This window comes from Enterobacter sp. 940_PEND (assembly GCF_001059415.1).
GTDB lineage: Bacteria > Pseudomonadota > Gammaproteobacteria > Enterobacterales > Enterobacteriaceae > Enterobacter > Enterobacter cloacae_M.
Map to the genome: position 1 here is coordinate 67,572 of NZ_JUMS01000162.1, position 21,280 is coordinate 88,851.

22 protein-coding genes and 1 pseudogene are annotated in these 21,280 nt (G+C 56.9%); 14 read left to right on the forward strand and 9 right to left on the reverse strand.

Features of this window, described 5'->3' with window-relative positions; all coding sequences use genetic code 11:
• Nucleotide 1 precedes the first annotated feature (1 nt).
• Together ADJ24_RS22510 and ADJ24_RS22515 are read right to left on the reverse strand one after the other, a co-directional pair.
• Nucleotides 2-619 carry a response regulator transcription factor gene (locus tag ADJ24_RS22510; RefSeq protein ID WP_032660951.1) on the reverse strand — a complete coding sequence of 206 codons (618 nt, stop codon included), beginning with the start codon at nucleotides 617-619 and terminating at the stop codon, nucleotides 2-4.
• 185 nt (nucleotides 620-804) lie between these two features.
• Complete coding sequence (locus tag ADJ24_RS22515; protein ID WP_023310242.1) at nucleotides 805-1,191, reverse strand: VOC family protein; 387 nt, start codon at nucleotides 1,189-1,191, stop codon at nucleotides 805-807.
• A gap of 88 nt (nucleotides 1,192-1,279) precedes the next feature.
• On the opposite strand from ADJ24_RS22515, the gene ADJ24_RS22520 reads away from it, so the two are divergent.
• A complete protein-coding gene (locus ADJ24_RS22520; protein WP_023310243.1) occupies nucleotides 1,280-1,882 on the forward strand; it encodes an ATP-dependent Clp protease proteolytic subunit in 603 nt (200 codons plus the stop codon).
• Between the two features lie 135 nt (nucleotides 1,883-2,017).
• Nucleotides 2,018-3,139 (forward strand): cupin domain-containing protein, encoded by a 1,122-nt coding sequence (locus tag ADJ24_RS22525; RefSeq protein WP_023310244.1) that lies wholly within the window; start codon nucleotides 2,018-2,020, stop codon nucleotides 3,137-3,139.
• A 317-nt stretch (nucleotides 3,140-3,456) separates the two neighbouring features.
• Here the strand turns inward: ADJ24_RS22525 and ADJ24_RS22530 are convergent, their stop codons facing one another.
• Nucleotides 3,457-4,875, reverse strand: coding sequence for a PLP-dependent aminotransferase family protein (locus ADJ24_RS22530; protein WP_023310245.1), 1,419 nt, complete (start codon nucleotides 4,873-4,875; stop codon nucleotides 3,457-3,459).
• Nucleotides 4,876-5,051: 176 nt separating this feature from the next.
• On the opposite strand from ADJ24_RS22530, the gene ADJ24_RS23680 reads away from it, so the two are divergent.
• The gene (locus ADJ24_RS23680) at nucleotides 5,052-5,213 is read left to right on the forward strand and encodes a DUF1127 domain-containing protein (protein ID WP_023310246.1); all 162 of its coding nucleotides are present in this window, start codon (nucleotides 5,052-5,054) and stop codon (nucleotides 5,211-5,213) included.
• Nucleotides 5,214-5,254: 41 nt separating this feature from the next.
• Here ADJ24_RS23680 and ADJ24_RS22535 read toward each other — a convergent pair whose 3' ends face one another.
• Complete coding sequence (locus ADJ24_RS22535; protein WP_023310247.1) at nucleotides 5,255-6,643, reverse strand: PLP-dependent aminotransferase family protein; 1,389 nt, start codon at nucleotides 6,641-6,643, stop codon at nucleotides 5,255-5,257.
• A gap of 101 nt (nucleotides 6,644-6,744) precedes the next feature.
• Here ADJ24_RS22535 and ADJ24_RS22540 point away from each other — a divergent pair, with 101 nt between their 5' ends.
• Nucleotides 6,745-7,224 carry a carboxymuconolactone decarboxylase family protein gene (locus ADJ24_RS22540; RefSeq protein ID WP_023310248.1) on the forward strand — a complete coding sequence of 160 codons (480 nt, stop codon included), beginning with the start codon at nucleotides 6,745-6,747 and terminating at the stop codon, nucleotides 7,222-7,224.
• On the opposite strand, the gene ADJ24_RS22545 is transcribed toward ADJ24_RS22540, so the two are convergent.
• Nucleotides 7,211-8,113, reverse strand: coding sequence for a LysR family transcriptional regulator (locus tag ADJ24_RS22545; RefSeq protein ID WP_023310249.1), 903 nt, complete (start codon nucleotides 8,111-8,113; stop codon nucleotides 7,211-7,213). The genes ADJ24_RS22540 and ADJ24_RS22545 overlap by 14 nt on opposite strands.
• A 100-nt stretch (nucleotides 8,114-8,213) precedes the next feature.
• Here ADJ24_RS22545 and ADJ24_RS22550 point away from each other — a divergent pair, with 100 nt between their 5' ends.
• The 7 genes from ADJ24_RS22550 to ADJ24_RS22580 all read left to right on the forward strand — a co-directional run bounded on the left by ADJ24_RS22550 (nucleotide 8,214) and on the right by ADJ24_RS22580 (nucleotide 13,912).
• On the forward strand, nucleotides 8,214-9,629 hold the full coding sequence (locus ADJ24_RS22550) for an aldehyde dehydrogenase family protein (protein ID WP_023310250.1): 1,416 nt from the start codon (nucleotides 8,214-8,216) through the stop codon (nucleotides 9,627-9,629).
• Nucleotides 9,630-9,781: 152 nt separating this feature from the next.
• Complete coding sequence (locus ADJ24_RS22555; protein ID WP_023310251.1) at nucleotides 9,782-10,105, forward strand: antibiotic biosynthesis monooxygenase family protein; 324 nt, start codon at nucleotides 9,782-9,784, stop codon at nucleotides 10,103-10,105.
• The gene (locus tag ADJ24_RS22560) at nucleotides 10,098-10,493 is read left to right on the forward strand and encodes an amino acid-binding ACT protein (RefSeq protein ID WP_023310252.1); all 396 of its coding nucleotides are present in this window, start codon (nucleotides 10,098-10,100) and stop codon (nucleotides 10,491-10,493) included. The genes ADJ24_RS22555 and ADJ24_RS22560 overlap by 8 nt, the downstream gene beginning before the upstream one ends.
• Nucleotides 10,468-11,163 (forward strand): ArsR/SmtB family transcription factor, encoded by a 696-nt coding sequence (locus ADJ24_RS22565; RefSeq protein WP_023310253.1) that lies wholly within the window; start codon nucleotides 10,468-10,470, stop codon nucleotides 11,161-11,163. The genes ADJ24_RS22560 and ADJ24_RS22565 overlap by 26 nt, the downstream gene beginning before the upstream one ends.
• A gap of 148 nt (nucleotides 11,164-11,311) precedes the next feature.
• On the forward strand, nucleotides 11,312-11,782 hold the full coding sequence (locus tag ADJ24_RS22570; RefSeq protein ID WP_023310254.1) for a MarR family winged helix-turn-helix transcriptional regulator: 471 nt from the start codon (nucleotides 11,312-11,314) through the stop codon (nucleotides 11,780-11,782).
• Complete coding sequence (locus tag ADJ24_RS22575) at nucleotides 11,779-12,846, forward strand: HlyD family secretion protein (protein ID WP_123244547.1); 1,068 nt, start codon at nucleotides 11,779-11,781, stop codon at nucleotides 12,844-12,846. Before ADJ24_RS22570 ends, ADJ24_RS22575 begins: the two co-directional genes overlap by 4 nt.
• Nucleotides 12,836-13,912, forward strand: coding sequence for a DUF2955 domain-containing protein (locus tag ADJ24_RS22580; RefSeq protein ID WP_023310256.1), 1,077 nt, complete (start codon nucleotides 12,836-12,838; stop codon nucleotides 13,910-13,912). The genes ADJ24_RS22575 and ADJ24_RS22580 overlap by 11 nt, the downstream gene beginning before the upstream one ends.
• Here the strand turns inward: ADJ24_RS22580 and ADJ24_RS22585 are convergent.
• On the reverse strand, nucleotides 13,909-15,180 hold the full coding sequence (locus ADJ24_RS22585; RefSeq protein WP_023310257.1) for a DUF445 domain-containing protein: 1,272 nt from the start codon (nucleotides 15,178-15,180) through the stop codon (nucleotides 13,909-13,911). The genes ADJ24_RS22580 and ADJ24_RS22585 overlap by 4 nt on opposite strands.
• Before the next feature lie 242 nt (nucleotides 15,181-15,422).
• Here ADJ24_RS22585 and ADJ24_RS22590 point away from each other — a divergent pair, with 242 nt between their 5' ends.
• The 3 genes from ADJ24_RS22590 to tssD are packed head-to-tail and all read left to right on the forward strand — an operon-like array spanning nucleotide 15,423 to nucleotide 16,786.
• Nucleotides 15,423-15,785, forward strand: a complete 363-nt coding sequence (locus ADJ24_RS22590) for a tlde1 domain-containing protein (protein WP_023310258.1) — start codon at nucleotides 15,423-15,425, stop codon at nucleotides 15,783-15,785.
• Nucleotides 15,785-16,294, forward strand: coding sequence for a hypothetical protein (locus tag ADJ24_RS22595; protein WP_023310259.1), 510 nt, complete (start codon nucleotides 15,785-15,787; stop codon nucleotides 16,292-16,294). Before ADJ24_RS22590 ends, ADJ24_RS22595 begins: the two co-directional genes overlap by 1 nt.
• Complete coding sequence (gene tssD, locus ADJ24_RS22600; RefSeq protein WP_023310260.1) at nucleotides 16,295-16,786, forward strand: type VI secretion system tube protein TssD; 492 nt, start codon at nucleotides 16,295-16,297, stop codon at nucleotides 16,784-16,786.
• A 90-nt stretch (nucleotides 16,787-16,876) separates the two neighbouring features.
• Here tssD and ADJ24_RS22605 read toward each other — a convergent pair whose 3' ends face one another.
• The 3 genes and pseudogenes from ADJ24_RS22605 to ADJ24_RS25665 form a co-directional block, all read right to left on the reverse strand.
• A complete protein-coding gene (locus ADJ24_RS22605) occupies nucleotides 16,877-17,800 on the reverse strand; it encodes a DUF5655 domain-containing protein (RefSeq protein WP_023310261.1) in 924 nt (307 codons plus the stop codon).
• Nucleotides 17,793-21,053, reverse strand: a complete 3,261-nt coding sequence (locus ADJ24_RS22610) for a type I restriction endonuclease subunit R (RefSeq protein WP_023310262.1) — start codon at nucleotides 21,051-21,053, stop codon at nucleotides 17,793-17,795. The genes ADJ24_RS22605 and ADJ24_RS22610 overlap by 8 nt, the downstream gene beginning before the upstream one ends.
• A pseudogene (locus tag ADJ24_RS25665) lies at nucleotides 21,050-21,205 on the reverse strand (restriction endonuclease subunit S); the annotation flags it as partial. The pseudogene ADJ24_RS25665 and the gene ADJ24_RS22610, both read right to left, overlap by 4 nt.
• Nucleotides 21,206-21,280 lie beyond the last annotated feature (75 nt).

Genomic DNA, 21,280 nt, shown 5'->3' on the forward strand with positions numbered 1-21,280 from the left:
GTTACTCCGCAGGCTGGCTATTGGTCAGGCGCTCAACGGCCCTGACCAGCTCCGCCACGGAGCGCACCTGCATTTTCTCCATCACGCGGCGACGGTGCACCTTCACCGTGATCTCGCTGACGCCCAGCTCGGCGGCAATCTGCTTGTTCAGCATGCCGCTTATCGCCAGCGTCAGCACCTCGTGCTCGCGCGGGGTGAGGGACATGTGGCGCTGCTTCAGGGCGTAGTGCTCTTTATTGCGCGCGGCGTTGTGTTCCGCCAGCTGAAGCGCGGACTCGATGGCGTCGATAAGCGCGGTGGATTCGACGGGCTTGGTGAGAAATTCGTACGCGCCGCCTTTAATGGCGCGCACCGACATCGGGATAGTGCCGTGGCCGGTAAGAAAAATAATCGGGATTTCGCGCCCGCTGTCCTTAAGGGCATCAGCCACCTCAAAGCCCGAGATGGCGGGCATTTGCATATCGAGGACCACGCACGACGGGAGCTCTTCAAAGCGGTGTTGAAGAAACGCTTCTGCCGATGAAAAGCCGACGGCGTTCAGGTCCGCCGAATCCAGCAGCCCGATCACGGACTGTCTGACCGCGTCATCGTCATCAACCACATACACAATGTGTTCCATTCACCGCCCCGGTGCTGATTTACATGTCGAGGATGCAAACAATCCCGCCGGTTACGTAAGGGACTGTTTATGCTGACTTTCATCTTAACACATTAACTATCATTATCATTTAACAATATGATAACCGTATGAAGATGAAGTATAGCGATACGTGACCGGGGCGGTTAAGGAACGAAACGCTGATTTTATGCACCCACAAGCTCGATGCGGTTGCCGTCCGGATCCGCAATTACCGCTTCATAGAAGCCGTCCCCGGTCATGCGCGGGGCGCTGAGCAGCGTGCCGTTTGCCTGTGCCCGCCCGGCCATGCTGTCGACCTGCGCTTTGCTGCCGACGTTGATGGCGATATGCGCCCAGCCGATAAACTCCGGGTGCGCAGGGGCGTCGGGCAGATCCGGTAGCGTCATCAGCTCGATGGTCGGCCCGTTATCCAGCGTAATAAAATGTGATTCGAAACCGGGACGATTTTTACTGACGTAGCGTTCGTTACTGCGGCCACCAAACACCGTTTCCCAGAACTGAACCTGCGCGTTCAGGCTGCGGGTCCAGAGTGCGACATGGGCAATATTCATAAGCTCCCTCGTTATTTGTCTGTGAGGACTTTCACCGGTAAAACAGGCTACACTCTGGTTTTGAGCGCGACAAGCTGAGGAAATAACAATGCACTACACACTGAAAGATAGCGACAAGGAAAAAGCGGAAGGGTCAAACGGCGCGGGCGCTCTGCAGCAAAAACTGCTGGAGTCTCGTTCGATTGTTATCTCCGGTGAGATCAACCAGGAGCTGGCGCAGAAGGTCATCACCCAGATGATCCTGTTGCAAAGCGTCAGTAACGATCCGATCAAGCTGTACATCAACAGCCAGGGCGGCCACGTGGAAGCGGGCGATACCATCCACGACTTCATCAAATTCATCCGCCCGGAAGTGCACGTCATCGGCACCGGCTGGGTGGCGAGCGCCGGGATCACCATCTTCCTGGCGGCGAAGAAAGAGCACCGCTACTCGCTGCCAAATACCCGCTTTATGATCCACCAGCCGCTCGGCGGCGTGCGCGGTCAGGCGACGGATATTGAGATCGAAGCGCGCGAGATCATCCGCATGCTGGATCGCGTGAACAAGCTGATCGCCGACGCCACCGGCCAGCCGCTGGAAAAAGTGAAAAAAGACACCGATCGCAACTTCTGGATGTCTCCGGCAGAAGCGCTGGACTACGGCATCGTGGGTAAACTGATTACCCATTATGACGAGCTGAAGCTGGATTAAGTTTTCGCGGCGTGTTTGAGTCGGGTGGCGGCTTCGCCTTACCCGACCTACACGCCCTCGTTTGACCCATGACAAGTTCCCCCTCTGCCTTCTTGCCTATAATCGCGCCTGTTTCCCCTCTCACTGGTGCTACCCATGGCGTATCAACTGAACCTGAACTGGCCGGAATTTCTTGAGAAATACTGGCAAAAACAACCCGTAGTGCTGAAAAATGCCTTCCCGAATTTTGTCGACCCGATTACCCCGGACGAGCTGGCAGGGCTGGCGATGGAGCCGGAAGTCGATAGCCGTCTGGTGAGCCATTTCAACGGCAAATGGCAGGCCAGCAATGGTCCGTTTGAGCACTTTGACGATCTGGGTGAAACCGGCTGGTCGCTGCTGGCGCAGGCGGTGAACCACTGGCATATGCCTGCCGCGGAGCTGGTGCGTCCGTTCCGCGTCCTGCCGGACTGGCGTCTGGACGACCTGATGATCTCCTTCTCCGTGCCGGGCGGCGGCGTGGGTCCGCATATCGATCAGTACGACGTGTTTATCATTCAGGGGATGGGTAGCCGCCGCTGGCGCGTTGGCGACAAGCTGCCGATGCGTCAGTTCTGCCCGCATCCGGCGCTGCTGCATGTCGATCCGTTCGAGCCGATCATCGACGAAGATCTGGCCCCGGGCGATATCCTCTACATCCCGCCTGGATTCCCGCACGACGGCTTTACCCATGAGACGGCGCTTAACTACTCCGTCGGCTTCCGCGGACCGAACGGTCGCGATCTGATCAGCAGCTTCGCCGATTACGCGCTGGAAAACGATCTGGGCGGCGAGCACTACAGCGATCCGGATCTGACCTGTCGCGAACATCTGGGCCGCGTGGAGCAGTACGAACTGGATCGCATTCGTCAGATGATGATCGACATGATTAGCAAGCCGGATGATTTCACAAAATGGTTCGGCAGCTTTGTCTCCACGCCGCGCCACGAGCTGGATATCGCCGCCGCCGAGCCGCCGTACGCGCCGGAAGAGGTGCTGGACGCGCTGCAGGGCGGCGAAACGCTGTCCCGCCTGAGCGGTCTGCGCGTTCTAAACATTAACGGCAGCTTCTTCATCAACAGCGAACAGCTGGAGACGGTAGACGCGAAGGCGGCGGATGCGCTGTGCCGCTACACCGAACTCGGTCAGGCCGAGCTGGGCGATGCGCTGAATAACCCGGCGTTTGTTGAAGAGCTTACCGGGCTGATTAACCAAGGGTACTGGTACTTCGACGAGTAGTGCGGCACGGTTTTCTCCCTCTCTCTGTGGGCTGAGAAATCCCCAGTAATGATTAAACAGAAGCAATAACGTTGTTTCAGAAAGATTGAAGACTTACAGCGACGCCCTGGTCCGGCTGTAAATCGCTGGCAGTTCACCGGTCATGTCGTTACAGAGTAGCAAGGAACATAAAGTGAACGGAATGACCACCACAGCCGTATGTTCCCCCTCACCCCAGCCCTCTCCCTCAAGGGAGAGGGGGTCGTCCATGCTGGCATTATTTTGTGGGGATTCCTCAGCCCTGTGGGAGAGGGTCGGGGTGAGGGCATCAGGCCGCGCTAGCCCTCCTCCATCGCAATCACAATCGCTTCACCCATCTTCTTCAACGCCTCGCGATTCTTCTCCGTCGGCGGCAGCGCCACGTTGATCCGAAGACAGTTGCGGTACTTCCCGGAGGCGGAAAACAGCGACCCGGCCGCGGCCTGGATCTTCAGCCGACACAGCTGCTTGCTGACGCACACCATGTCGACCTTCTCCGGCAGTTCAATCCACAGCAGGAAGCTTCCCTGAGGGCGCGTGACGCAAATCTCTGCCGGAAAATACTGCCGCACCCAGCAGGTGTAGGTTTCCATATTCTGCTGATAAATTTGACGCATACGGCGCACGTGGCGATGGTAATGGCCGTCGCGAATAAACGCCGCTACCGCCATCTGCGTGCCCGGCACGTTAAACCCGCCCGCGGCGTATTTCATGTGCATCACCCGGTCGTAATAGCGCCCCGGCACAATCCAGCCGACGCGCAGGCCCGGCGCCACGGTTTTGGTAAACGAACTGCAGAGGATCACGCGGCCGTCGATATCCATCGAGTGAATGGTACGCGGGCGCGGGTACTCCGCCGCCAGCTCGCCGTAAATGTCATCTTCCACGATCACGATATCGTGCCGCTGCGCCAGGGCTAAGACCTGCTTTTTCCGCGCTTCCGGCATGATAAACCCGAGCGGGTTATTGCAGTTTGGCACCAGAATCACGGCCTTGATCGGCCACTGTTCCAGCGCCAGCTCTAACGCCTCGATGCTGATCCCGGTCTCGGGATCGGTGGGAATTTCAATCGCCTTGATGTCAAACCCGCGCAGCATCTGCATGGTGCCGTGAAACGACGGCGATTCTACCGCCACGATGTCCCCCGGCTTGCACACCGAGAGCAGGGCAATCGACAGCGCGCCGTGGCAGCCGTTGGTGATGACAATCTCGTTCGCTGCCACGGTGGAGCCGCCGTCCAGCATCAGACGGGCGATCTGCTCACGCAGCTCCAGGCGGCCATCGAGCACGTCATAGCTCAGCATCTCGGCAGGGTTATGCTGCGCTATGCGGCTCATCTCGCGCCACAGGGGCTTCAGGCTCGGCTGGTTAATGTCCGGCGAGCCGCCGCCAAAGGAGATCATCTCTTTGTCGGCGCGGGCGTCCAGCAGCATCATCACCTCATCCCACTGGGTAACGTCCACGGGGCGCTGCACCGGTCGCGTCATAGCCGGAACCGGCGGCTGGGCCTTGCGCTGCGAGACAAAATAGCCGGAGCGCGGCTGAGGGGTGATCAGCTGGAGGTTTTCGAGGATCTGGTAGGCCTGCTGTATGGTGCTGATGCTTACGCCGTGCTCCTGGCTCAGCGCACGCACCGACGGCAGACGTTCGCCGCTGCGATACAGCCCTTGTTCAATGCGTTCCGCCAGAAGATTGGCCAGATGTTGGTAGCGCGTCATGCTGTATCCTTTGTTTTCACCATACAGATTGTAAAACCAGTACAGATTGCCGTAAAAATTGGCATGCAGATACTGTTTTAGCGGATCTGTATGTTAAACAAAAGGTGTTTTTGCATCTGTATTGCACAGGCCGATTTCCGGGATGATAACCCCACTGACACAGTGAGGAGAGCATCATGGAATTCTACGAGAATCGTTCAAAACGTCCGTATATTGTGTTTGTCTGGATCGCGAAAACAACACGCAACTGGTATCGCATCAACCGCACCCGCCGCATCCTGAGCCGGATGAGCGACGAGCAGCTTAAGGACGTTGGGTTGTCGCGGAATGATGTATGAGCCACGTCATCGCCGGGCGAGCGCAGCGCACCCGGCGATGTTCAGCTCAACAGCGCAAGCGTCTGCCGCTTCGGCCTCTCCAGTAACGCCACCGCCTCTTCATACGACCGCACGTTGTTATAGCCCATCACCAGCCCGTAGCGTTTGCCCGACCCGCGATACCACTCCGAAAGCGCGTTGACCTGCAGCTGCTGTTCCTGCCAGCAGCGCGCGACTTCCCGGTCACGGCTTCCTCTGGTCAGGAACGCCACGATATGCATCCCCCCGTCGTTTTGCTCGGTGAAAAACAGATCGCCATACACCTCCTGCAGGGCGGCAATCATCCAGTCGCGCCGGGTCTGATACAGCGCGCGCATCTTTTTCAGATGGCGGAAAAAATGCCCTTCGTTGAGAAACGCGGTGAGGATCTTTTGCGTCAGCACCGGCTGGCCGCTGGTGGTAATGTCCGCGCAGTCGGTAAAGGCCCCGACGGTGCTGGCGGGCATCACCACGTAGCCCATGCGCAGCGACGGCATGATGGTTTTACTGAAGGTGCCCATAAAAATCACCCGGTCGTGCCGATCGAGGCTTTTCAGCGACGGCAGCACCTTGCGGGTGTAGTGAAACTCGCCGTCGTAATCGTCTTCGATAATCCACGCCTCGTTCTGGCTGGCCCAGTCGAGTAGCTGCTGCTTGCGCGGCAGCGAGAGGGTGACCGCCAGCGGGCTCTGATGCGACGGGGTGACGATGGCAAAACGTGCGTCGCGATGGTAGCGGAGCAGGTAGTCCGTATCGATGCCGCAGCGATCGACCGGCACCGTGTGCAGGCGCGGCACGATCCGCTTGAGCAGCTGCTGGCCCATAAAATAGCCCGGATCTTCAAACACCACCTTGTCGCTGCGGCTGGCAAGGGTGTCGAGGATCAGCCGCAGGCTGCCGCTGTAGCCGCTGGTGATCAGCACCTGTTCGGCGGTGCAGGACAGCCCGCGTGAGATATTGAGATAGCTGGCGATGGCCTGGCGCAGCGGATACCAGCCCAGAACGGGCGGGTTGAGCATCTCCTCCTGACGCATGGCGCGCGTTGCCTGGCCCGCCAGCAGCAGCCATTTTTTATACGGAAAGCTGTCAAGGGCGGGGATGCCGGGGCGCAGAAACCCGGCCCGCTCGCGCTGGCTGATGAGCGATGCCGGAAGCGTGCCGGTGGGCTGTTCCGCAGGGACACTCTTATCCGGCAACAGCAGATCCGGGTTGACCCGCGTGCCGCGCGCGCCCCGGCTCACCAGATACCCTTCCCCTGTCAGAATGGCATACGCCGTTTCGACGGTTTTACGCGCCACCTTCAGCTCTTCCGCCAGCACGCGGATGGCGGGCACCTTATCGCCCGGCTTCAGCACGCCGCGCGTGATGTTGTCGCGATAGCGGGAATAAATCTCGTGATAGCCCGGCTTCATGTCCTACCTCTTTTCACGATTTTTGTATCTTTTTACTATGTCATGAACGGCGTAGATTTGCCTCATCGCATGACACATGCCGCACAAAAAGAGGAAAGACAATGAGCACTCGCGTCAACCACCACAAAGTTACACCCGCCCTCGCCAACGCCCTGTCTGCCCTGAGCATGGAGGTGGCAAAAACCTCCATCGACCCGGCGCTGAAGCACCTGATCGACATTCGCGTATCGCAGCTGAACGGCTGTACCTTCTGCCTGGATATGCACTCGAAAGAGGCCAAAATTGCCGGCGAGCGCGAGCTGCGCCTGTACCATCTGGCGGCCTGGCGCGAGTCCCCGCTGTTCAGCGCCCGCGAGAAAGCCGCGCTGGCCTTCACCGAAGCGCTGACCCAGATTGGCGTTCACGGGGTAAGCGACGCGCTGTACCGCAGCGTGGCGGAGCACTTCTCGGACGTGGAAATTTCAGAGCTGAACTTCGCCATCGTGGCGATCAACGCCTGGAACCGTCTGGGGATCACCTCCCGCATGGCGCCGGGCGCGCTGGACGCGGCTTACGGGCTGAACAAGGCTAACCTGGAATAATCCCACGCTCGCGGATCGTTGCCACCAGCGCCCGCAGGCCTGGCGGGACGTGGCGATGGCCGGGGTAGTACAGGCGCAGTCCGGCAAACGGCTGCGCCCAGTCGTTTAAGACGCTCACCAGCTCTCCACGCTCCAGCTCTTCCCGGATATACAGTTCCGGCAAAAATCCTACCCCTAATCCCGCTTTTACCGCCCGGATCGAGGCAAAAAGATCGGACGTCGCAAAGCGCGGCGGCACGGCAAGGGCATACGTTTCCCCCCGACGGGCCAGCTCCCAGCGGTAGATCCCGCCGTGGGCCATGCGCATGCCAATCCCCTGATGCGAAAGCAGATCGTCCGGCGTCTGCGGAATGCCGTAGCGTGCAAAATAGTCCGGCGTGGCGGTGACCAGCTGGCGGATCTCCCCGGTCAGCGGCACGGCGATCATGTCCTGAGGCACGGACTCCTCAAGGCGGATCCCCGCGTCGTAGCCTTCCGCGACGATGTCGATCATTCGCGCTTCGCTGACGGTCTCTACGCGCATCTTCGGGTAGCGGATCATAAAGTCGATCAGCAGCTGGTCCAGAAACAGGGCGCCGATATGGTTCGGCACGTTCAGGCGCAGCGTGCCGGCGGGTTCCCCGGTGTCGCTGTGGATCTCCTCGCTGGCGAGACGGATCTCCTGCAGGGCAGGGCCGATACGCGCCACGTAGCGCTGTCCGGCGTCGGTGAGCGCCACGCTGCGGGTGGTGCGGTTAAAAAGGCGGGTATCAAGGCGGCTCTCCAGCCCGGCGATGGCGTTGCTGACCGCCGTGGCGGACATGCCCAGCTCCTGCGCGGCGGCGCGAAAGCTGCCGCGCCGCACGACCGCCATCACCACTTCCAGCTCTGTCAGACCTGAACGATGCATAGATTATCCTGAAAATCGAAATAACCCTTGCAGCATAGCGTGGATTATCGCAACGGAGAAGCCGTGACAGACTGTGCTCACACAGCCTGAGGAGGTTTATATGCACACCATCGAACAGATCTTTATTAACGGCGAATTTGTTACCCCGCACGGCACCGAGTGGTTTGATTTGTACAACCCGGCGAAGGCGCAGGTCATCGGCCAGGTTCGTCTGGCGGATGAGGTTGACGCGGAGCGCGCCATTGCGGCGGCGAAAGCGGCGTTTCCGGCGTGGTCGCAGACCACAAAGCAGGAACGCCTCGCGGCGCTAAAACGCATGCACGCCGCCGTGGCCGCCCGTCACGACGATCTGCTGGAAGCGGTCATTGAAGAGTACGGCGCGCCCGCCTCGCGCTCGGCGTGGATGGCAAGCTATCCGGCAGAGGTGATTGCTCAGGCCATCGAGGCGCTGGAGGCGTTTGAGTTTGTCATCCCCGCAGGCGCAGCGACGGTGCAGATGACGCCGCTCGGCGTGGCCGGGCTTATCACGCCGTGGAACAGCGACGCCGGGTTTATCTGCGGCAAGCTGGCGGCCGCGCTGGCTGCGGGCTGTACGGCAGTCATCAAGCCGAGCGAAATGAGCGCCCTGCAAACCCGGATTGTCACCGAAGCGCTGCGCGATGCCGCGCTGCCTCCGGGCGTGTTTAACATCGTCACCGGGCGCGGCGAAACCGTCGGTGAAACCATCAGCCGCCATCCGGATGTGGCAAAAATCTCGTTTACCGGCTCGACGAATACCGGCAAGGCGATCCTGCGCAACGCGGCGGAGAGCTTTAAGCGCGTGACCCTGGAGTTAGGCGGTAAATCGCCGACGATCCTGCTGGATGATGTGGATCTGGCGCAGGCGATCCCGCTGGTGATTCAGGCCGGGTTTATGAACAGCGGGCAGGCGTGCGTGGCCGGAACGCGCATTCTGGTGCCGCAGGCGCGCAAGGCTGAGATCGAAACCGCGCTGGCGCAGGCCGTGGCGGTGGTGAAATCGGGCGATCCGCGCGATAGCGCGACGGACGTCGGCCCGATGGTCAGCGAAAAGCAGTGGCAGCGGGTGCAGGGCTATATCCGTAAAGGTATTGAAGAGGGGGCGCGTCTGCTGGCGGGTGGTGAAGGGAGACCGGACGGCACGCGAGACGGCTGGTTTGTGCGCCCGACGCTGTTTGCCGACGTGAACAACCAGATGACGGTCGCCCGTGACGAGATTTTCGGCCCGGTGCTGTGCGCGATCCCCTATCGTGACGAGGCGGAGGCTATCGCCATTGCCAACGACACCGATTACGGATTGAGCGCGATGGTGCTGGGCGGCGATGCGAACCGCGCGCGACGCGTGGCGCAGCAGATTGTTTCCGGTCGCGTGCTGGTGAATACCCTGGCCCATGAGCCGAAAGCGCCGTTCGGCGGGTTTAAGCACTCCGGCGTGGGGCGCGAGATGGGCGAGTGGGGAATTCGGGCGTTTATGGAGCCGAAGTCGATTCTGAGCTAAAACCTGCCCGGTGGCGCTGCGCTTGCCGGGCCTACATCATCCCACTGGCCGGATAAGCGCAGCGCCATCCGGCACAACGCTTCGCTCTTTGCCGAAGCATCGTTCCTCTCTACCCTGCATTCTCTCCCCAACATCACTACGGAGAGACCATCATGATTGCAGTCATTTTCGAAGCCAAAGCCGCGCCCGCCCATCAGGCGCGCTATCTTCAGCTCGCTGCCGAACTCAAACCTTTGCTGGCGGACATCGACGGCTTTATTGATATTGAACGGTTCCAGAGCCTGACGACCGACGGCAAAATCCTGTCGCTTTCCTGGTGGCGGGATGAGGAGGCCGTCCGTAGCTGGAAGCAGAACGTCTTCCATCAGGCCGCGCAGGCCGAAGGGCGGGAGTCGATTTTCGCGTACTACCGCATTCGGGTGGCGCAGCTGGTGCGGGAGTACAGTTCCGAAACCGGAGGGCACGCGGATGTATGACGTTCATGTGATTTTTAGCGACAGGCCCGGCGAGCTGGCGCGCTTTGGACAGCTGCTGGGGCGCAACGGCGTAGGGCTGGAGGGCGGAGGCGTATTTGGTACCGATGCCCATTTTCTGGTGGAAGACGGGGAAAAAGCGCGATGCGTGCTGCTCGACGCCGGGTTTACCGTGCAGGCGTTGCGTAAGCCGGTGATCCGGAAACTCAGGCAGGAGCGCCCCGGCGAGCTGGGTGAAATTGCGGCGGTGCTGGCGGCACGCGGCGTGTCTATCCTTACCCAGTACAGCGACCACGCGAATCACCTTATTCTGCTGACGGATGATGATAAGCTGGCCGCAGAGATCACCGAACCCTGGGCAACACATGTTAAAAACGAGCCTACCTCCTGAGAACGGCGCGGCGCTGGAACAGGCCATTGCCGCGGTGGCTGCCGCAATGGCCGATCCCTCGCGCGTAAAGATGCTGTGCGCGCTGATGGACGGGCGGGCGTGGACCGCCACCGAGCTGAGCGCGGCGGCAGAGGTTGCGCCGTCGACCGCCAGCGGGCATCTCGCCCGGCTGGTGGAAGGGCAACTGATCGCCTGTCTGTCGCAGGGGCGGCACCGCTATTATCGTCTGGCGGGGCACGACGTGGCGGAGCTGGTGGAGCAGATGATGGGGCTCTCCTGGAGCCGCATTACCCCGCCGGAAACCACCGCGCCGAAAGCCATGCGTGAAGCCAGGACCTGCTATGACCATCTCGCTGGCGCGGTGGCGGTGCAGATCTATGATTTCATGCAGACGGAAGGCTGGCTGGAGGCTGACGGTTCAGCGCTCACGCTGTATGGCCGGGAGCAGTTTCTGAAGCTTGGTGTTTCGTTAAGCGTTCACCCGCGCCGCAAAGTCTGCTGTGCCTGTCTGGACTGGAGCGAGCGGCGGTTTCATCTTGGCGGTGAGGCGGGCGCGGCGCTGCTCATTCATCTGGAAAGCAAAGGGTGGATCCAGCGGTTGGCGGGATACAGGGAGGTGGTGGTGACGGCTTCAGGTAGGGCTGCTGTTAAGAGACTTTTTAGCCGCTAAACTTCGCTGCGGGCTGGTGCCCTCACCCCAGCCCTCTCCCACGGGGAGAGGGGGACGTCGTTTCGCAATTCCTGCTCTTTCGCCTCTCGTTTCTTGATACTTATCCTGATAACTATTATCGTGGCCGCGTGTGACGAGAGGTTTCCCCATGAGCGAAGAAGAACTGTTTAGCCGCAGGCCGATGGGCATGCGGATGGCGATGATTGTGCGCCAGTGGCGTGCGGTAATCGACGACGCCATTCTCGATACCGGGTTAACCCAGTCGAGCTGGACGGTGATGATGCAGCTTCATCAGCTCGGGGATAACGTCTCCGTGAGTGAGCTGGCGGAGGTGCAGGGCATTGAACTGCCGCCGCTGATGCGCACCCTGGCACAGCTGGAAAAGCAGGGTTACCTGCTGCGCTCCGTATCGCCTTATGACAAGCGCATCCGGCTTCTGACGCTGACGCCTGAGGGAAAAGCCATATTAAAAAGGCTCACTCAGGTGATTGAGACCTATCAGGCGCGCGTATCGCAAAACATCGCGCCGGAACATATCGACATTTTCAGCGCCACCCTGAATCAATTCGCCTGCAATTTGCGGACTATCCGCGAAGAAGATAACAAGACCGAAAAATAATGACCCCTGAACAAAAGTTTGCCCGCTGGGTAAGGGTGAGTATTGCCTCTTTCCTGCTGATGTTTGTCTACTTTATCGTCGCGGATATCTGGATCCCGCTGACGCCGGACTCCACCGTGATGCGCGTGGTGACGCCGGTTTCTCCGCGCGTCTCCGGCTACGTGGCGGCGGTACATGTCCACAACAACAGCCAGGTGAAAAAAGGCGATCTGCTGTTTGAGCTCGACGACACGCCGTTTCGCAATAAAGTGGAAGCGGCGCAAATCGCGCTTGAGCAGGCACGCCTTTCCAACGACCAGCTGGATGCGCAGATCGCCGCCGCGCAGGCCAGCCTGAAAACCGCCGTGCTGACCGCGCGTAACGACAAAGTGACCTTCGATCGCTACCAGAAGCTGAGCACCCTGCAGAACGTCTCGCAGGCGGATCTGGATAAGGTTCGCACCACCTGGCAGAGCAGCGAGCAGTCCGTCAGCTCCATCCAGGCCAATATCCATAACCTGCGTATTCAGCGCGGCGAGCGGGACGAGCACCGCAACGTGACGCTGCAAAAATACCGCAACGCGCTGGATGAGGCAGAGCTTAACCTCGGCTGGACTAAGGTCTACGCCCAGGCGGACGGCACGGTCAGTAACCTGCAGTTAAGCCCGGGCTTTTACGCCTCCTCGGGTTCCGCCGCGCTGGCGCTGGTGAACAACCAGACCGATATCGTGGCCGATTTCCGCGAAAAAAGCCTGCGTCACACCCATCAGGGCACCGATGCCGCCGTGGTGTTTGACGCCTTCCCGGGGCACGTTTTCCGCGCCCACGTGACCAGCAGCGACGCGGGGATACTGGCGGGTCAGGAGGCCGTGAACGGCCAGCTGTCCGAACCGGAAACCTCCAACCGCTGGGTGCGTGACGCCCAGCGCATGCGCATTCACGTTGCGCTGGACGAGGCGCTGCCGAAACATCTGCCGACCGGCGCGCGCGCGACCGTGCAGCTCTATAACAGCGAGGGGCCGTTTGCGCGCTTTTTCTCCGGGATGCAGATCCACCTGGTGAGCCTGCTTCACTATGTCTATTAGCACCCTGGCGCGGGTGTTTACCCCGCACGGCAACATCGTCTATACGGCAAACGACTTTCGCCAGACCCTGCGTATCGTCTTCGCCGGGATGATTGCGCTGAGCATCTCCAGCTTTTACAACACCAGCTACGGCGTATTTTTCGTGGTCTATCCGATCATGCTCCTGTCGCTGGTGCCGGTGTTTAACCGCCACGTGGCGAAGCAGTTTATCTTCAGCGCCGCGCTAAACTGCGTCGAAATGATCTTCATTATCGGCTATCTGTCGCAATGGCCGGTCATCATGACGCTGGTGGTGTTTGCCCTGTACGTGATGCGCTTTCGCTTTATGAGCAAGGGGCCGCTGTTCCTGTTTGGCTCAATGGGCGTGGTGTGCCAGAGCGTGATGCTCAACTTTATGAGCTACCCCACTACCAGCTGGCACACGCTGCTGTTTTCCAACATCGAAGCGAGCGTGATGGCGGTGTGCCTGAGCGCGCTGATGAACTATCTCCTGCCTGACGTGGAGCCCCGCAGGCCGCCGCCGCTGATTGAGAAAGACGATGCTCGCGTGCGCCACGAGTCGCTGCTCTCCGGTACCGTCGCGACGCTGATATTCGTGGTGTTTCAGATTAGCGACTTAAGCGATTCGCTTTCGGCGCTGATGGCGGGGATTTTGATCCTGTTCCCGATGCACTATCGCGGTTCGGTGATGAGCTCTATCTGGCGCGTGGTCGGCGTGGTGTTGGGCTGCCTCTATATTCTGGTGGTGCAGCTGATCCTCTACGATCACAGCAGCCATATGCTGTTGATGATGCCCCTGATCGGCCTCGGGCTGGCGTTTGGCGCGCGCCTCCACGTGATGGAAAAGGTGGGCGCGGGCGTGGGGTTTTCCAGCATCACCACCATCGGCATTATGTTCGGGCAGAACATGCACCCGGACACTGACCTGGTGTTCAGCGATCTCTATCGCATCACTTCCGTCACCTTTTCGCTGGTCGCAACGCTGACGATGGTCTTCCTGGTGCACCTGATCCTCAATCGCTTCGAAGCGACGCGCTACGTCATCGCGCCGCCCAAGGTAGATTAATGTCCCAGCACGGCAGGCAGCTGCGAGAGTAAAAACAGGATCAGGCCAATCGTCCCGCCGACCAGCGTGCCGTTGACGCGGATGAACTGCAGGTCTTTACCGATATTGAGCTCAATCTGGCGGGACATGTCTTTGGCATCCCAGCTTTTGACCGTGTCGCTGATGTGGCGCGTCAGGAAGGCGGCAAAATCCGGCGCGAGGCGGTGCGCGGCCTGCTCCAGATGCTCGTTCAGCGACGCCCGCAGGCTGGCGTCGTTAGACAGCGTTTCGCCAAACCACAGCCCGGCGTTGGCGATGCGCTGCTTCACCCGCGAATCCTCGCTTTGCATATCCGCTTTCAGCCACTGGCGCAGGTCAGCCCACATCTCTCCCAGATAGCGGTTAAACGCCTCATCGTTTTTCAGGTAGTGCTTGATGTTGTCGGCTTTCGCCGCCATTTCCGGATCGTTTTTCAGGTTGTCGATAAGCTTCAGCGTGGCGCGGTCGAACGCCTGGCGGATCTGGTGCGTGCGGTCGTGGCTGATATCGTCCAGCAGCGTGTTCACCGCGTTCGACACCATCTCCGCGCTTTGATCGCCCAGCCACTCGGTGGGCAGCACCATCGCTTTGCGCGGATGCTCGGTCTTCAGCCAGTGGACAATCTGATCGGCAATAAAGTCCCGCGTGCTCTCCCGCTGAATCAGGGTAATCAGACGGTTGATGATCGCATCCAGCAGCACCTGGTGGCGGTTGTTTTTGGTCATGCTCTCCAGCATCACTGCGCTGGTTTCGGTGAAATCAACCTTGTCGATGGCCTTATGCACCGCCCGTTTGAGCAGGCGCTGAATGCGCCCGTCGTCCGTGAGTTCGAGAAAACCGCTCATCACCTGCATCAAATGCAGCCCGACGCGCTGGGCGTTGTCGGGCTTGCTGAACCAGGCGCCGATCATCTGCGCAGGTTCATAGCGGCGAATCAATGCGACCAGCGACTGGGTATCAAGAAACTTCTCCTGCACAAACTGGCCGAGATTGTCGCCGATCCGGTCTTTATTGCGCGGGATAATTGCCGTATGGCGCGAGATAAATGGAATGGGCACCCGGCGGAACAGCGCAACCACGGCAAACCAGTCTGCGAGCGCGCCGACCATCGCCGCCTCGGCAATGGCCTTTACGCCGCGCACCCAGAAGGTCTGCGGCAGGAACAGGGTGGTGATAAAGGCCGCGGCGGCAACCAGCAGCAGCGACAGCGCCAGCATCTTGGCGCGTTTGAGTTCAGCTATTTTTTCCATGGGTTAAGGATAGAGGGAAGTTCACCAAAAATGCAAAGCTGGTGTAAGGGGGAGACTCATTCTCAGTGTGAACAAATGGCGTCTATATAAAAAATATATACATCTAAATTATCTATTATTAATTTTTCTATATTTTTTGTGCTTATTTATTTTCGGACGTAATTTTTTGTGACCGTCGTAGTCATTTTAACGCTCTCATTAGCCATAAGATAAAAGACTATTTATGAAAGGAGACGGTATTGATGACATGGGAGTATAAAGTTTCGACAGGGGTATTGAGTCATAATGGTGTGTTTGTCGCTAACTGCTACAGCGGAGCGGGTGAATCGAAAGATAAGCCAGAGTGTGAAGGTCAACGAAACAGAGGCCCCATTCCCAGAGGTATTTATTTTATTGCCGGGTGGAATAATCATAAAAGTGCAGAGGCTATTATTCTTGAACCTATAGCGGGGACCAATACCTTTGGTAGAGATCATTTTCAAATTCATGGGGATAAAAAAGGTCAACCGCCAGGCTCAGCATCAGCTGGTTGCATCATTATGAACGGTCAGGACAAGCGCCATATGATTTATGATTCGGGTGACACAATTCTGGTGGTGCGATAATGAAATATATCATTGTGCTCTTATTGTACTTCCCGTTGGCTTTATTTGCCAAAAGTCACACTCCAGAGCAACTTTTGCAGATGATAAACGAGAAAGGTGCCTGGCATGTTGTTGCACAATTATATGCTAATGATAGCGATGAGTCGGAATGGTGGAATCATGTTATCCCAGAGATTAGCAAAGGAAACCAGAAATGGTTAGCTGTCGCGAGTGCTCTTGAGCCGGGCGTGGACGCCAGTACGGCTGAAGATTTAAAGGCGGCGCTTTCTGAAGCTATCCCTCATAATCCTGCAGGCGTTTTAGCCATTTTAAAAGACGATAAGCCGTTGCTCACTATTGAACAAGTCTGCGCTTTTGCTAATTTCCCTGAGACGGAAGCAGAGAGCAATAAGCTTTATGTAGATTCAATCAGGGAGATGTTTAAGGTTAACAGTCCGAAGGGTAAAAAATGTCTCGCCGTTATGATCGCCACCGTTGAACACTCTGTTCCATTCGATAAGGATATTTAAATGGCCATTCCGGGATATATGTCATTAACTGACGATGCGGGTAATATTATAAAAGGGAGCGTGAAAGTTACAGACCGTGAAAACCAAATTGAGGTTTTAGGGCTCTATCATAACGTAAGCTATAATTCTGACCTTCATAATGGCAGAGCATTGAGCAAACGCCAGCATCGCCCTTTTCTCATTGAAAAGGAAATTGATGCCTCCAGCGTTTATCTCTATAAAGCACTCAGTACGGGCGGTACGCTCAGGAAAGCGACTATCGACCTGTACAGAATCAATGATGCCGGTCAGGAAGAAATCTATTTCACGATAACGCTGGAAGCGGTGAAGGTCGTCACGGTGTTTTCATTAATGCATGACGTGAAAGAGACTTACCATGAAAAACAGGGGCATCTTGAGCTTGTTCTGCTTCGTTATGAAAAGATTGCCTGGCATTACCGTGACGGTAACATTATTCATACGGATGACTGGGATTATCGGTTAGGGGCTTGATTAGCCAGCTCCGGGAGAAAAATTCTCCCGGAGCAAGAAAGCATGATGACGAACAGAATTTACCACTCTCGGCCCTGAAACAAATTAGTATCAATTCTCCTGATAAGCCTTTTCGATCAGCAGTTTCGCTTTCATCAGGTCATTTTCATTGCGAACGACTAGCTCAACGTTGCCCGTTCCCCAGTGCCCAATATGAGTTACATCCCGGCTAAATCCTTCTTCTAACTGAATATGCTCAGGATCCAGTTTCAGCCACAAACGGATATGGGGATCTGTAACGGGGTAAACGCCGGCGCAAACAAAATTTCTCATACGGCGGAATGCGCCGTATAGCTTTAGTTCTTTGTATTGCACCTCATCGCCAAGAGACAGGACGTAGCTTTTAAGCTGTTCGAACAAAGTGGCTAATTCGGTGGACGCGCTGGCGATCTGTTCGCTATGCGACCGTGTGTTACGCTTGCCAGCGGCAGCGGTTAGCGTATCGGTTGCAGCCTCTGAAAACGCGTTTTCAACCACGGCATTGACCAGTTCGAACATCAACAGATCGTCAGAAAAAAGCTTGTAACGAATCAGGCTGATATTACGGTTAATTTGCTGAACGGCATGTTCGTCATACTTATTGAAATCAGCAGCAATACAGAGCAAGCGCGTGCCAGACCAGTCGATGGCCTCTGCCGTCTCTTTGCCGAGCTTCTCCATCACTAGCCACTTAAATTCAGCCTTATGATCGAGAAGCCAGTCCAAATAAAACAGCCCCTGGTTGATGACATTTTCATTGCTGTGACGTTTATATTCGATAATGACCGGGCAGTTATTTTCGTCCAGACCCAGTGAATCAATGCGTCCACGGTGGGTCTTACCGGTACTGTATTCACTGTCGAGAAAACGAACGCCGAGAAAGGTATCCATTCGGGATTCGATCAAGGATTGCAGCTCTTTTTCGATGGTTGCTGCTTTACCGGAAAGTTCTTTTACGCCGCTAGCACTGTAGCGGAAGAGCTGGATATCACTCATTAATCGATTCCCTGCGCATTTTTGCGATGTCATACATCAGATGAGCAAACCCTTTGGCAACATCAGGAGACGATAAATACTGCATCATCATCTCCTTGTGCGCTTCGTTACTGTCTATCACGGCGTCATCAATAGCTTTCGTGAAGTCGCCCAGCATGGCCTGCTCACGGGTATTGTTGTCGAGTTGGGTCATGACAAGTTTGTTTTCTGCGAGCTTATCGTAAACCACAAAGGCATAGTTGAGCATATCTTTGTCGGTTAGGTTTTCGGTGATAAACAGCTCGTTGAGCTGCGCCAGCACCTGCGACATAAACTCCTCTTTCTTATCTTTTGCTTTTGCGGTGCCGACGTCATTAACCGGGTTGAGCTTATACTCTGCCGCATCCTCCTGAAGCTTTATATGCTGCTCCATGATTTTTGAAAGCCGATAGTGGCTCATTTCAACATTGGATAGATCGACGTCATCTTCATCTGTTGCCTCTTCACGAAGTAAGGGGCGTAGGTGTCGACAATAGAGGCTTAACTTCTCCAGCGATTTGTCATCGTAGGCGACGATCTGGGACATAAATTCGTAAAAGCGTACAAAGCTGCCGAGATCTTTTTTGAAGATCTCCAGACGATCTTTTTCCTGCTTGCAGGCTTTAAAACTGTTTTCCGCGTTCGCGAGCAAAATGGGGTTAGGGGAATCCCTTTTTGTTAACTCATAGATCTGCTTGGCGCTGATATACGCCTCTTTCGCGGAGGTATAGCGCATTGCCCAGCGGTTTACTGCGGGCAGGCAAATATTGCTGAGCGTCGCATTCGATTTCTTCTTGCTGTAAAAAGCCTCGCACAGCTGTTCGACTTCGTGCCATAAAAATATCCCCGTCGCGCGAAGTTTCTCGTACAGATCGAACACCAGTCCTGGATCGCTGACATCGGTCAATTCAGCCGTTTGATAGTAGGGCTGAAAGGCAGCGAGAATATCGTCAGGTTCATTATAAAAATCGAGTACAAAGGTGCCGGATTCCCTTTTGCCGGGATAGGTTCGGTTCAGGCGCGACAGCGTCTGCACGCACTCCACGCCGCCGAGCGCTTTATCCACGTACATGGCGCACAGCTTCGGCTGGTCAAAGCCGGTCTGGAACTTGTTGGCCACCAGCATCACCTGATAGTCATCGGTATCAAACGCCTTACGCATATCGCGGCCTTTGAGCGCCGGGTTCATATTGATTTCAGTAAATTTCTGGTGCAACAGCGCAAGGCTGTTCATGTCATTTTCCTGAAACTCAACTTCGCCTGAGAACGCCACCATCGCAGTGATCTTTCCGTAGCCCATGTCGGCAATGTATTTATCAAACGCCAGCTTATAGCGCACGGCGGCTTTGCGAGAGCTGGTCACCACCATCGCTTTCGCCTGCCCGCCGAGCAGATGCATTACGTGCTGGCGGTAGTGCTCAACGATGACTTTTACCTTTTGCGAGACATTGTGATCGTGCAGCGTTACCCACTGGTTGAGCCTGATCTTCGCCCGATTGCTGTCCACTTCCCGGTCTTTGTCGCCCATTCTTTGCAGCAGCTTATAGGCCACTTTGTAATTGGTGTAGTTTTTCAGCACGTCGAGGATAAAGCCCTCCTCAATGGCCTGACGCATGGAGTAAACGTGGAACGCCGCAGGTTTGTTGGTTCTGGATGCGGGCTCGTGCGGGTTGGGTCTACGGCCAAAAAGCTCCAGGGTTTTCGCCTTCGGCGTCGCGGTGAAGGCGTAGAAATTCAGATTGCTGCTCCCGCTGCGGGCGGCAAGGGTGGCGTCGAGGATATCTTCAGAGGTGAGGACCACATCGTCGTCGGCTCCTTCGCTCATCAGCACCTCTTTCAGCTGGCGCGCCGTGGAGCCGCTCTGGGAGGAGTGCGCTTCATCTGCGATGATCGCGTAGGTTCGCTCTTTGAGACAGGTGCTGTTTTCGATTGCTTTAAGTACGAACGGGAAAGTCTGAATGGTGACGATGATGATGGGCTGCGAATGCTCCAGCGCGCTGGCGAGCTTCTCCGATTTCGAGCCTTCCCCCTCGCGGTTGTTGATTCGCCCGACCACGCCGTCCGCATGTTCAAACTGATAGATGGTGTCCTGGAGCTGATCGTCCAGCACGGTGCGGTCAGTCACAACAATCACCGAGTGGAAGCGTTTTTCACCCTTTTCGTTATGCAGGCAGGAGAGCTGATGTGCCGTCCAGGCGATGGAGTTCGATTTTCCGGATCCGGCGCTGTGCTGGATAAGGTACTTGTTGCCGGTGCCTTCTTCGTATGCGGCGGCAATAAGCTTGTTCACCACGTCCCACTGGTGATAGCGCGGGAAGATCAGGCTCTCTTTTTTGACCTTTTTACCGTCCCAGTCCTCTTTTTCCTCGATTTGCAGATGCACAAAGCAGGCGAGGATCTTCAGCAGATTGTCAGGGAGCAATACCTCGTTCCACAGATAGCGGGTGGCGTATTCATGGTGATCCTCTGGGATGTCGTTACCCGCGCCGCCCTCTTTAGTGCCTTTGTTGAACGGAAGAAAGAACGTGTCATCGCCGGCAAGCCGGGTGGTCATGTAGACCTCATACTGGCTGACGGCAAAATGCACCAGCGCGCCGCGCTTGAAGGTCAGCAGCGGCTCAGGCTTGTTGGTCGCCGGATCTTTTGGCTGGCGCGTTTTTTTGTACTGGTTAATGGCGCTGTTGACCGTCTGCTTGAACTCGGATTTCAGCTCCAGAGTGGCAACCGGGAGGCCGTTGATAAACAGCACCAGGTCGATGCGCCAGCGTTTGGCTTTCGCCTCCGTGTCGGTACCGCTTGCGTGAGGGCTGTAAACCAGTTCCGGGACGATACGGCAGATGTTTTGCCGATAGCGCGCAAGGTTGTCCGGGTTGAGGTTGTGATCCGGCTTGAACTGGCATAACGAGAAGCGCGCGTTATGGCTTTTGATGCCGTGACGCAGCACCCCCAGGGTGCCGTAGGTTCGTGACTGAAGATCGGTGGCGTTGGCATCGGCTTTTTTAAGCTGTGCGACCAGCGCATCGAGAAAATGACGCTCGGTGTCGTTGGGATAGATGCGGGTGAATTTTTCCCACTCCTGCGGCTGGGTGATTTGGACAAACGTCAGCGCATCCTGCGGATAGAGTGCCCGTTCGCGATCGTATTTGCTGCCCGTGCCGGGGACCCAGCCGTTCTGGCACATCTGGTTTATGATATCGTCCTGCAGATTAACTTCTTTGGTGACGTCGGCGATCATGCGGTGGCCTCCTCAGTTGTGAGGGATGCTTCGGTGCTGCTGGCGGGAGGCGTCCAGTCGCGGAGATCGATTTTGCCGGTGACGGCAGCGGAGATGAGGGCGGTGCGGCGCTCTTTTAGAAGTTCGATTTGTTGGAGTTGTTTTTGTAACAGTACGTCTATCTTTTCTTCCTGTCTCTTGGTAATGACTCCAACTTATTGATAGTGTTTTATGTTCAGATAATGCCC